Source organism: Mycobacterium tuberculosis complex sp. N0072 (assembly GCF_030323725.1).
GTDB lineage: Bacteria > Actinomycetota > Actinomycetes > Mycobacteriales > Mycobacteriaceae > Mycobacterium > Mycobacterium tuberculosis.
The window spans coordinates 4,241,290-4,253,237 of sequence record NZ_CP040689.1 but is presented as its reverse complement, the minus strand read 5'-3'; the positions used below and the strand labels follow the sequence as shown (position 1 = coordinate 4,253,237).

Genomic DNA, 11,948 nt, shown 5'->3' with positions numbered 1-11,948 from the left:
TCGATGGTAGGCGACGCGGTTAAGGGCGGTGAGGATGCGGGGCCGCGGAGGTTGTCGCCGAGTCGGTGGCCACGGCACTTCTAGCCGCGGCGCAACGGCGCCGGACTCCACAGCCCGCTGCGAGTCACCGTTCCTAGGTTCAGATCAGCGGGCTGGGCGTCGGGGTAGTAAGGCGTCAACCGCTGTAACGCGCCCCAGTCCCTAAACCAGTCGTCTTTGAGGTAGCTGGCCACCGTGGTTGCGCGCATCAGCAGCTCGGTGATGCCCAGCGGGCCACCGCCATTGTGATCCATCACCGGTGAGTTGGCTTCGGCGCCGAACCGGTCCGGCAGGATCCGCCACTTGGGTGTCTCGTCGACGCCGTATTGGTGGCCGAACGGGCGTTGGCAGGGGAATGCCAGCCCCACCAGCCAGTCCAGGAACACCGGATCCGCTGCGCCCACCACGTTCTGCAGCGTGCGCACCCGCGGAATCCGCGGTGGTGTGAGGGCGATCCAGTGCTGCGGCGCCAGATCCTGGTCGTCGGCGACCAACCGGACCTGGGTGGCGGTGCTCGGGATGGCGGACAGTGGTGCGCGCAGGTTACGCCAGGCCGGCGCGGCACCGACGTCGGCGAATTCCATCGACCCACCGTGGTGTCCGGCGGCCGCTTGCTCGTCGGTGGCCCACTGCAACCGGACCTCGCGGGAGTCGAATCGCCCGGCCGCCGTCACCACCAGCAGCGGCGCCCTGTCCCGCTGCTCGTTGGTGGGCAGCCGGTACCAGCCCGACCGCAGCATGGCGGGCACCTGCACGCCGGCTCGCCAGCTGCCCAGCACCGGTGTACGGGCCGGGTCCAGGTTGTAGGGCAGCCGGGCGCGGGAGCCGTTGATTCCCGGTGCGGCCGTGGTGCCCCCTTCGGTGCCGGGTTCGCTGCCGGTGATCAGCCCGTCGTCGTTGAGGAAACTGCGATCCCCTGGACGTTCCATCACCGGGTCGGCGGTGACGTCGGCGGGAATGCCGTTGGGTGTGAAGGCTTCAGACAGGCCGGCTCCCAGGGCGTCGGCCAACGGCGCGGTCACCGGCGCCAGCATGCCTGCGTTGGGATCCAGCTCCACCAGCACGTCTTCGGCCAGCCCGCAGGTCTTGCCGGCCAAAGCCTGTAGGTTAGACCGGCCAACCGACCACGCCGGGTACTGGGAAATCATCGCCTGGGTCAGCGATACCACCTCGAAAAGCACCAGCAACCACGTGGCAATTGCCAACGGGGACTGGACAATTCCGGCTAGTCGTGCCCTAAACCGGGTTGGCCTGGCTGTTCGGCGCCCGTCACCGTTGGCGACGAAGTGGAACCATGCCGCTAGCAGCAGCACCAGCACCGTCAGCTCGAGGAGTGCGGTGGTAAGCGACCATCGCCACTTCGGAAACGAGTTCGACCATGGCACACCGAAGTTGGACACGTACCACCAGCCGTTGACACTGGCGAACGACAGGGCCAACACGAAGACCACCACGGCGGCGAACACGGTCCGGTTCCGCCGCGAGCGCATCGCAGCGCCCGTCACCGCGACCGCGGCAAGCGCCCCCAGCGACCCGGCCAACCCCGCGAACACCCCGAAGTGATGGGTCCACTTTGTCGGGGTGAACATCATCGCGAGGAAGGAAATGATCGTGATGCCGATGATGCGGCGGCTCGGTCCAGCAGCGGTACCTGGAATGCGGCCCTTACGTAACGACATTGCCACCGATACCGCGAGCGCCAGCACCAAGGCCAGCACGGCGAAGCGGCGGGCGATCGAGCCGTCGGGGCTGGCCATGAACAGCCGCTCGTAGCGGATGTGTTCGTCGAACCACTTCAGGCTGGGCCCTACGGCACGCTTGAGGAGGTTGGCCTGGATCTCGCCCGCGAAGGTCTGATCACGAAAGATCGGGATCGCGGTGACGGTGGCCGCGGCCAGGATCGGCGCCACCAGTGGTAGCACGCCGAACCGCCTGGAACGCCGGTGCAGGATGGTCCGTAGCGGCCCGATCGCGACCAGCAGCGCACCGATCGAGGCGATGCCCGTCGGCCCGGAGAACAGGGTCAAGGCACCGATGATGCAGGCGATTGCCACCGGCAGCAGCCGGCTGGTGGCCACCGCCCGCTCCACCGAGCACCAGGTCAGCAGGATGCCCAGGGCGATGATCGGCTCGGGCCGAAGGCCGTCGTCCAGCGGCAGCCAGACAGCCAGAAACATGCCCGCCGCCGTCCACGCCGCTGCCCGGCTCGTCTTGACGGCGTGCCCCAGCCGGGGAATGACCTCACGGCTGATTACCCACCAGCAGGTGAGCGCCATCGCCAGGGTGGGTAGGCGCATCCAGATACTGGCCGTGCTGACATGAGCCCACAGCGCCAGCAGGTCGTAGTACCAGCCGAAAGGCGCCTCGGGTGTGCCGAACCAGCGGTAGTAGTTGGCCATATAGCCCGCATGCTCGGACACCCGGGCCATGGTCAGGATGTAGCCGTCGTCGGAGGTGTTGGCCCCGACGAAATGCCACCACACCAGCACGGCGATAACCAGGGTGTCCAGACCGCCGATCGACCACCAGCGCGCGGGCAGGAACCGCCGGTGCCGCATGCCGTCGGCGGTGTCCAGGATGTGCAGCGCCACCAGGGCGGCGCCGGTGAGCGCTACCCCGAGGATCATGGCGGCCATCTTCAGCGGCGTGGGGCTGCTGCTGTAGCGGGTATCCACGCTCGCCGAGAAGCTCAGACCCGGTGGCGCCGGCCCGGCCAGGTCGGTGAACACCCCGACGATCTGCGGGCGGAAGTCGTAGCCGCTGCGCTCACCGCGCAGCGGTGCACCGGGGTGCTCAGCATTGGGTCCCTGCACCAGTCCGACGAATTCGGCGGCGACCCGATCGGCGTGCGCGGTGAATGTCAACCGCTGACAGGTCGGGCCGAGCACCTGACTCAGCGGGGCGGTGACCAACGGGACATTACGCACCACAAGCACCAGGTCGTCGTTGGCCCGTTGCAGCAGCAGCCCGCGATCGACGGCCTTAGGCGCCTGCTTGGGCACCGTTGACAACAACACCGTCTTGCCGGTGTTCTGCGATCCGGCCAGTCCGGCGGCGGCCTGGCAGGGGACGGTGATGTTCAAGTCGGTGGCCACGTAGCCAATCAGCGGTGCCTCGACACTGGCGAACGTGCCGTTTTGGGGCCAGTTCAATTGCGCGGTGGTCTGGTTGACCGGCAGCAGTGGGGTGGCGATGGCCAGCACAGCGCCTAGCAGACCCGCCACCACAGCGACGTACCGGGCGATCCGGTAGTTTGCTCCCGCGTCGCGCACGGAGGTAGATGGTAGCCGGACGGCGATACGGGGTGGGGCGGCTTCGGTAGCCATCACGCGCTCTCCTGCGGCTTGCGGATGGCCAGCACGAACGGGCCAATGTCCTCGACGACGAAACGCGGGTCGGCGAAGAGGGCGGTCCGTAGGTCCACCGTGTAGCGGCGAACATTGGGCTGGTTGGGGTAGACGTCCTGGGCCAGCCGCAGGGTGTAGCTGTTATGTGCGCCGTGGCGCATGAGGAAGACGGTCGGCGGCTGCCAGGGCAGCTTGTCCAGCGCGGCGATGAACTCGTCGGCGGTGGAGAGTCCCGACCAGCTGTCGATCTGTGTGGCGCGCTTGTCGAACTGTGCCAGCGGGTTGGCGTAGTGCGGCGTCAACCCCTGAAAGCCCCAGTAGGGGTAGTACGACAGGAAGCTGTAGTCGGCGGTCAACACGACGGTCCGATCGCGGCGCTTGCCGGTGACGCGCCGGATGGCGGCATCGATGGCTGGGTAGTACTTCTCGGAGCCGGGCGGTCGCCGGTCGCCGCGCTGGCCGTAGCCGTCGGTGTCGGTGTAGGCGATGGTCAGGTCCGGCCGCAACACGTCGGGGATGTCCTGGCTGAACGCGATCGCGCCGGCCAACCCGATGGCGGCGGCCATCGGAATGACACCGCGACCCCGTTTGCCAAGGGCTTGGACCGCTTCGACGAAGCCGAACGCACCGGCCGCCACCAGCAGCACGCTCAGCGTCGGCTGCAGGCGAAACGACAGCAGTGTGGTGCGCGCCAATGTGGCCAGCATCGACAGCAGGGACCACAGGTAGACGGCCAGCACGCCGATGGCCAGGGCGCCGGCTGGCGCCGATGATCGCGCGCGCATCACCAGCCACAGCGTGCCCAGCAGACAGATCGCGCCCAGCAGGGAGAACTGCAGCATGGGGAAGGTCAGTGCGGCGCCGTCTGCGGGTAGGTAGTGCTGGGCGCTGCCGGTGTCGCTGACCGGGTCGCGGGCCGCCCGCAGCAGGTAGGGCAGCCAGGTGGTGGATCCGATGGCGGCCGCGATCGCGCCGACGACGGCAAGCCGGCACAGCGGGTCTACCGCCGCCTTGATTCCGGATTGCAGCCGCGACCCGGCCAGCAGCAGCGCCATCAGCACCACCGTGAACGCGCCGTAGGCGACCAACAGGGTGTACCAGGTGGCCGCGAAGCCCAGGAAGACGCCGGCACCGACCACCGCGGCCCAGCCCTGACGGTCGCGCGCGCCCAGGCCCGACCAGGTCAGTACGAGCATCGGCGGCAACAACACCGTGATCATCGCGGCGTAGGGCTCCGGCGAGCTGTAGGCCAGCATCACCGCCGCTGTGGCGACGGTGACCAGCAAGGCGTATTCGAAGCGGATCATCCGCCACCACAGCACCAGCGCGACGGCCACCGCAATGGCCATCGAGGTGATCGCCCACGGCTTGAACATCTCCCAGGCCGGCGTCCCGGTCAGCGCCGCCGCGCGTCCGCCGATCCAGAACCAGCCCGGTGGGTAAAACGGTGGCAGTCCGATGTAGGTCATGTCGCGCAGGGCGGCGGTGTCGGTGAGCCGGGTGAGGTATTCGGTGCGGAACTGCTGGTCGACAGAGATGCCGAACAGATACAGCTTGGTGGCGCCCAGCGGCATGCCCAGCGTCACGACGGTAAACGCGGATACCAAAACCAGCCCGCCCAGCCGGGCCAGTCGCCGGAATCGACCGTGCCGCCACAACCAGCCGATGCCGACCAGCCCGGCCAGGCAGCCGACCTGGCCGACGGTGGTCAGCGCATGCAGCTGGTTGGACGACGGGAAGGCGGGCCACTCCACCCGCGCAATGGCGAGCAGGGACACCACCGCGACACCGACGGCCACTACCACCGCCGCTGCCAGCTGGCCAAGAGCGACCAGCACCTCCCGGGCGCGAGCAGACGTAAAAGCCCCCATTTCGTGCCCGAATTGGGGGCTTTTGCGTCTGCTCGGCATACTCAGATGGGCAGCTTGCGGAAGATGCTCCGCGGGATGTGACGCAACACCATCATGACGTAGCGGAACGCTGCTGGCGCCCAAACCAATTCCTTACCTTTTGCGGACGCGGTCACCGCGAGGTTGGCGACGTACTCCTTGTCGACGGTCAATGGAGCTTCCTTGAGGTGCGCGCTCATCCGGGTACGCACCTGGCCGGGCCGGATCACCAGCACACGAACACCGTACTCGCGCAGCGCTTCTGACAACCCCAGGTAAAACCCGTCCAGACCGGCCTTGGTGGAGCCGTAGACGAAGTTCGCCCGTCGCACCCGCTCACCGGCGGCCGAGCTCATCGCGATGATCTGACCGAAGCCCTGAGCGCGCATCTTCTCAGCCAGCAGCACGCCCACCGAAACCGCTGCGGTGTAGTTGATTTCGGCGATCTGCACCGCCTTGCGCTGGTTCTGCCACAGCTCTTCGGCGTCGCCGAGCAAGCCGAACGCGACGATAGCCACGTCCACATCACCGCCGGAGAAGGCCGCCTCGATCATCTTCGGGTGGCTGTCGGTATCCAGGGCGTCAAAGTCGATCAGCTCCACCGACCGCGCGCCGGCCTGCTTCATCGCAGCGGCCGCGTCCTCCCGCCGTGGGTCGTCGGGCAGGCAGGCCAGCACGATGCGGGCCGCCGAATTGTGCAGGTAGCGCTCGCAGATGGCGAGCCCGATCTCGGAGGTGCCACCGAGCAGCAGCACCGTCTGGGGGTTTCCTACGGCATCAAGAACCATCTACAGCAGCTCCAAGCGTCGGGCCATGTCGGAGGCGAATACGCGCAGCGGATCGACCTTGCGGCGCACGGAGATCCATTCGTCGACGCGCGGATACATGGCATGAAAGGTTTCGGCGGTGGTACGGGAGTCTTTGGCGGTGTAGAGCCGGCCGCCGAATTCCAGTACCCGGCGGTCGAGTTCGCTGACGAACTTCCCCAGCCCGTCCTTGATGGGGAAGTCGACGCAGATGTTCCAGCCCGGGATGGGGAAGCTGAGCGGCGCCTGGTTGCGGGGGCCGAACAGCTTGAACACGTTGAGAAACGAGTAGTGACCCGAGGCTTGAATAACGCCGATGATCTTCTTGAACTCATCAACCGCCTCTGTGGGGATCACGAACTGATATTGCAGGAAGCCCGCTGGGCCGTAGGCGCGGTTCCATTCGCCGAACATGTCCAGCGGATGGTAGAACTGCGTGAGGTTCTGGACCTTGCCGCGATAGGTGCCGGATTTGCGGTACCACAGTTCGCCGATCGGGCCGAAGGTATATTTGTTGGCCAGCCCGTTGGGAAACACGTCGGGCAACGTAAGTAGCTGTGGCGCATCGAATTTCAAAGGTTCGCTCCGCAGTTTCGCAGGCAATTGCTCGACGGTGGCCAGGCGGCCACGCGATACCGCCGCGCGGCCCAGCTTCGGGGGAGCGCTGATCGCGTCGAACCAGGCACTGGAATAGGTGTAGCGCGCTTCGCTGCCGTCGCTGTGCAGGGCGATGGTCTCGTCGAGGCTGGCGGTGACGTCGCCGTCGGCGATGAAGTACGCCGTCGAAGTGGGCGTCATCTCGATGGTGGCCCGCATGATGATGCCGGTGAGACCGTTGCCCCCGACGGTGGCCCAGAACAGTTCGGCGTCCTCGCCGGTCGGAGTGAGATGACGGATCTCGCCGTCGGCGGTCAGCAGGTCCATGCTGCGCACGTGGTTACCGAAGCTGCCAGCGCTGTGATGGTTCTTGCCGTGGATATCGCAGGCGATCGCCCCGCCGACGGTGACCTGCCGGGTTCCCGGCAGCACCGGGACCCACAGCCCGAACGGCAGGGCGGCTTTCATCAGTTGGTCGAGGTTGACCCCGGCGTCGATGTCGACCAGCTTGGTGTCGGCGTCAATGGAGTGGATAGTGTTCAGCGGCGTCATGTCGATCACCAACCCACCGCCGTTTTGGGCGTTGTCCCCATAGGAGCGGCCCAGCCCGCGCGCGATAGCACCCCGGCCGCCCCCCGACTCGGCGACCCGAGCCACCGCCTTGACGATCATCTCGGCATCTGGGGTGCGAAGCACATTCGCCACCGACGGCGCTGTGCGGCCCCACCCGGTCAGCCGGGTGGCGGTAGTGGTAGCTCCCACGCTCAACATCGTCAAAGAGGGTACCCGCCCGATTCGACCCTGACCGGCTCAGCGGATCCGGAAGATCACGGCTCGCTGCACGATGAAGTTGATTACCGTGGCGGTGCCCTGCGCGATCACAAACGCGACGGGGATGGCCCACGCCCGGTAGTGCAAGAGTGCGAGGCAGAGGTGGTTGAGTCCGACCTGCACGGCGAAGGTGATTCCGTAGAGGAGCATGACCGCGACGAATCGGGCCGTGCTGGGCTCGGCCTGGAATGTCCACCGGCGGTTGATCAGGTACGCGGTGATGGTGCCGACGATGAAGCTGATGGCCTTGGACAGGTCGACCTGTAGGCCCGCCACCTTGTACAGCACGACGTAGAGGCCAAAGTCAACTATCCCAGCGAGGCCGCCGGTGACAACGAACCGCATTACCTGTGCCGACAGGTGCAGGTGTTGGCGTGGCGGCGCGGCACCAGACTCCGATCGGATCATCGGGGGAAGTCTAATGGGGGCGGCGAGCCTGGTGCGGTGTGCGAATTATGAGGGCAGCTTGACAGCAAGCAGCTGGACCTGATTAGGACCCTGCGGGGTCGAGTAGGTCACCGTGTCGCCGGGTTGGTGACCGGCCAGGGCCTGACCTAGTGGGCTGCGCGCCGTCAGGGTTTCGGCTTCTCGGCCCACCGGCGTCTCTTCGACGACGGAGATTACATGCATCGTGACGACTTCACCGTCAGGGAACCGCAAGGTCACCTCGGTGCCGCCGGGCAGCGTTTCCGACCCGCTCCAGGGGGTGGGCCCGGTGCGCAGCCGCCGGTCCAGTTCATTGATCCGGTCACCGAGGATGGCCAGTTCGTCGGCACGTTGTATCGCCTCGGCCGCGTCGCCGTGATCGCCGATCATGCCCCGGTCGTTCTTGACCTCGACCTCCAGCCGATCGCGTCGCTGCCGCAGCCGGGCCAACTCAGCCGCGAGGTGATCGCGTGCCGCATCCGCTAGCCCCTTTGACTCGACTTTCTCGCTCACGTCCGCCGACCTTTCGCGGCGCTTCGGTGACTGCGTTGTCGCCTGCGCCCGGATAGCTGTTTACCTAATAGCGTGCTGTGGGTGCCGTTTCACCGATCACCACAGGACGATAAATCGGATTCGTGGCGCTTCAGTGTTACACCCTTAAGGTGCAGCCGTCATCGATATTCGTCACGCAGTTGTAACCGGTTGTTCGGGTCGACAGCGGAGCGTTGGCGGCCGGACCGGGCCGAAGATGGATCCGTGGCGCGTACCGACGACGATAGCTGGGACCTAGCCACCGGTGTCGGCGCGACCGCCACGCTGGTCGCCGCGGGAAGGGCCAGGGCGGCCAGGGCGGCCCAGCCCCTCATCGACGACCCGTTCGCCGAACCGTTGGTTCGTGCCGTGGGTGTCGAGTTCCTCACCCGATGGGCAACCGGAGAACTGGATGCTGCCGATGTGGACGACCCCGACGCGGCCTGGGGCTTGCAGCGAATGACGACCGAGTTGGTGGTGCGCACCCGCTACTTCGATCAGTTCTTCTTGGACGCGGCCGCCGCCGGCGTTCGGCAAGCGGTGATCCTGGCGTCGGGGCTCGACGCACGCGGGTACCGGCTGCCATGGCCGGCGGATACGACGGTGTTCGAGGTCGATCAGCCTCGGGTGCTCGAGTTCAAGGCTCAAACGCTCGCCGGCTTGGGTGCCCAGCCGACCGCGGATCTGCGGATGGTGCCGGCCGACCTGCGTCACGATTGGCCCGATGCGCTGCGCCGCGGCGGCTTCGATGCGGCCGAGCCGGCCGCGTGGATCGCCGAGGGTTTGTTCGGATACCTTCCCCCGGACGCGCAGAATCGTCTGCTGGACCACGTCACCGACTTGAGCGCGCCCGGGAGCCGGCTGGCCCTCGAGGCCTTCCTCGGTTCTGCGGATCGGGATTCCGCTCGGGTGGAAGAGATGATCCGCACCGCGACCCGAGGCTGGCGAGAGCATGGCTTTCATCTGGACATCTGGGCACTCAACTATGCCGGCCCCCGCCACGAGGTGTCCGGCTACCTGGACAACCACGGATGGCGCTCGGTGGGGACCACCACCGCGCAGCTGCTGGCCGCCCACGATCTGCCCGCGGCGCCCGCCCTTCCCGCTGGATTGGCGGACAGACCCAACTACTGGACCTGTGTTCTGGGGTGATAGAGAGGCGGCATGCGGATTCTGGCGATGACGCGTGCGCACAACGCCGGGCGGACACTAGCCGCAACGTTGGACTCGTTGGCCGTGTTCAGCGACGACATCTACGTGATCGACGACCGCAGCACCGATGACACCGCCGAGATCCTGGCGAACCATCCTGCGGTGACGAACGTGGTGCGGGCCCGACCAGATCTGCCGCCCACGCCATGGCTGATTCCTGAGTCCGCCGGGCTGGAACTGCTGTATCGGATGGCGGACTTCTGCCGCCCGGACTGGGTGATGATGGTCGATGCCGATTGGTTGGTCGAGACCGACATCGATCTTCGGGCGGTGTTAGCCCGCACACCGGACGACATCGTGGCGCTGATGTGTCCGATGGTGTCACGCTGGGATGATCCGGAGTATCCCGACCTGATTCCGGTGATGGGAACCGCCGAAGCGCTACGTGGACCGTTGTGGCGCTGGTACCCGGGTCTGCGGGCAGGCGGCAAGCTGATGCACAACCCGCATTGGCCGGCCAACATCACCGATCACGGTCGCATCGGACAGCTTCCGGGGGTTCGGCTGGTGCATAGCGGCTGGTCGACGCTGGCGGAACGGATCTTGAGGGTGGAGCACTATCTGCGGCTCGATCCGGACTATCGGTTCAACTTCGGGGTGGCCTACGACCGATCTTTGTTGTTTGGCTACGCACTCGACGAGGTCGACCTGCTCAAAGCCGACTACCGGCGGCGCATCCGCGGCGACTTCGATCCGCTCGAGCCGGGCGGGCGGCTGCCGATCGACCGGGAGCCGCGCGCGATCGGCCGCGGGTACGGTCCGCACGCGGGTGGTTTCCATCCCGGTGTCGACTTCGCCACCGATCCGGGAACACCCGTCTACGCGGTCGCTTCCGGGGCCGTCAGCGCGATCGACGAGGTCGATGGCCTGGTGTCGCTGACGATCGCACGCTGCGAGCTCGACGTTGTCTATGTATTTCGGCCCGGGGACGAGGGCCGCCTTGTCCTTGGTGATCGAATCGCCGCGGGAGCGCAACTGGGCACCATCGGTGCGCAAGGCGAATCGGCAGATGGTTATCTGCATTTCGAGGTCCGCACGCAGGACGGGCATGTCAATCCGGTGCGGTACCTAGCCAACATGGGACTACGGCCGTGGCCGCCACCGGGACGGTTGCGAGCCGTATCGGGCAGCTACCCGCCGGCCACGCCATGCACCATCACCGCCGAGGATCGGTAGCCATGCGCTCGCCGGCCTCGATCCGTTCCAGCAGGGCTCGGGCCGCCCGGATCGTCGAGCGGACCTCCTGCAGCAGCTTGGCAGGGTGTTGTTGGTCCAACTCACCCAGCCCGTCGTAGCGGTCGATGCCGAAGCCCACTGTCTCCACCTGTATCCCGAAGGGCAGCGCCAGAGTTCGCAGTGCGTCGAAGTTCTGGTAGGGCACGAACGGTTGCCCGGTCACCAACAGACACGTTGAGTCCTGCATACCCAGCGTGTGTGCGGTAAACGTGAAGGTGTCGGCCGAGGTGGCGCGGCTGCTGTCGGGCTCCGGCGATGGCGCCTCCAGCAGGGTGATCGGAACGCCTAGGTCATTGGTGTCGGCGGCGAAGCGCCACACCATGCTGTCCCGGTGCGGGTTGTCGTCCCGCTGGCGCACATACCGCACCGCTGGGTGGACGTCCAGGCCGAATGCGTCCCTTGCCGCGGCCGCTAATAGCTCGAATTCGGTGCGTGCGCCCGGCGCACAGACCGCGACCGCGTCATCCTCGGAGGGCAGCAATCGACGCGATGCGGCGGCGAGCACGATGTGACCAACCTGGCGACCCTTTGCCAATTCCCGGGCCCAGCGGGCCCGGATCAGGTTGGAATGACGTCCGGTGCCGATGACTAGAACGTGGTCGAAGGTTGTTCCCTGCGGGGTCGATTCCAAGGTGAGCCCCAGCTGCTGCGCCAACCCGACGATCGCGTCCCGCTTCTTGGCCGGCAAGTCCAGGCGGGGGATCAGCCATCGCGCCCCACCGCCGGAGTCCTGGCACCGCACCGGTTCGCCGTGGAGCGCTCGTGCTGCACGTGCGCGCGCCCGGTAGTCCCATGCCGTGCTGAACTTGTCCAGGCTCGCCAGCCGCGCTTCCAGATGGTCCGTCTGCGGAAACGCGCCGCCGAACATCGTGACCAGCTCTGCCAGCGCATCATGCGCGCTCCACGCGTCGACCAGGTCGCGCACCGACGCTAGCGCCGGGTCACCCGGTGTCAGCGTCACCGGGCACACCGGTCGGCGTGCTACGGTCACCATCGAATGGGAGGTAATCCTTCCAGCTGGTAGTTCCGCGCCA

General features: G+C 66.7%; 9 protein-coding genes. 2 read left to right on the top strand and 7 right to left on the bottom strand.

Annotated elements, in window-relative coordinates; genetic code table 11:
• Positions 1 to 80: 80 nt before the first annotated feature.
• The 6 genes from embC to FF952_RS19945 all read right to left on the bottom strand — a co-directional run bounded on the left by embC (position 81) and on the right by FF952_RS19945 (position 8,448).
• Positions 81 to 3,365, bottom strand: a complete 3,285-nt coding sequence (gene embC / locus FF952_RS19970; protein ID WP_003908335.1) for an arabinosyltransferase EmbC — start codon at positions 3,363 to 3,365, stop codon at positions 81 to 83.
• Positions 3,365 to 5,296, bottom strand: a complete 1,932-nt coding sequence (aftA, locus tag FF952_RS19965; RefSeq protein WP_003899694.1) for a galactan 5-O-arabinofuranosyltransferase — start codon at positions 5,294 to 5,296, stop codon at positions 3,365 to 3,367. Before aftA ends, embC begins: the two co-directional genes overlap by 1 nt.
• 2 nt (positions 5,297 to 5,298) lie before the next feature.
• Positions 5,299 to 6,063, bottom strand: coding sequence for a decaprenylphospho-beta-D-erythro-pentofuranosid-2-ulose 2-reductase (dprE2, locus tag FF952_RS19960; protein WP_003420632.1), 765 nt, complete (start codon positions 6,061 to 6,063; stop codon positions 5,299 to 5,301).
• Positions 6,064 to 7,449, bottom strand: a complete 1,386-nt coding sequence (gene dprE1 / locus FF952_RS19955; protein WP_003420630.1) for a decaprenylphospho-beta-D-ribofuranose 2-dehydrogenase DprE1 — start codon at positions 7,447 to 7,449, stop codon at positions 6,064 to 6,066.
• Between the two features lie 39 nt (positions 7,450 to 7,488).
• The gene (locus FF952_RS19950; protein WP_003420627.1) at positions 7,489 to 7,854 is read right to left on the bottom strand and encodes an arabinogalactan biosynthesis protein; all 366 of its coding nucleotides are present in this window, start codon (positions 7,852 to 7,854) and stop codon (positions 7,489 to 7,491) included.
• A gap of 108 nt (positions 7,855 to 7,962) precedes the next feature.
• Positions 7,963 to 8,448: a GreA/GreB family elongation factor gene (locus tag FF952_RS19945; protein ID WP_003420624.1), complete on the bottom strand. Its 486-nt coding sequence runs from the start codon at positions 8,446 to 8,448 to the stop codon at positions 7,963 to 7,965.
• Between the two features lie 243 nt (positions 8,449 to 8,691).
• Here FF952_RS19945 and FF952_RS19940 point away from each other — a divergent pair, with 243 nt between their 5' ends.
• Positions 8,692 to 9,618: an SAM-dependent methyltransferase gene (locus FF952_RS19940; RefSeq protein WP_003420620.1), complete on the top strand. Its 927-nt coding sequence runs from the start codon at positions 8,692 to 8,694 to the stop codon at positions 9,616 to 9,618.
• Between the two features lie 12 nt (positions 9,619 to 9,630).
• Positions 9,631 to 10,854 (top strand): peptidoglycan DD-metalloendopeptidase family protein, encoded by a 1,224-nt coding sequence (locus FF952_RS19935; protein ID WP_003420618.1) that lies wholly within the window; start codon positions 9,631 to 9,633, stop codon positions 10,852 to 10,854.
• Here FF952_RS19935 and FF952_RS19930 read toward each other — a convergent pair.
• Positions 10,835 to 11,908, bottom strand: coding sequence for a hypothetical protein (locus tag FF952_RS19930; RefSeq protein WP_003420615.1), 1,074 nt, complete (start codon positions 11,906 to 11,908; stop codon positions 10,835 to 10,837). The two genes, FF952_RS19935 and FF952_RS19930, sit on opposite strands and share 20 nt — an antisense overlap.
• Between the last annotated feature and the right edge of the window lie 40 nt (positions 11,909 to 11,948).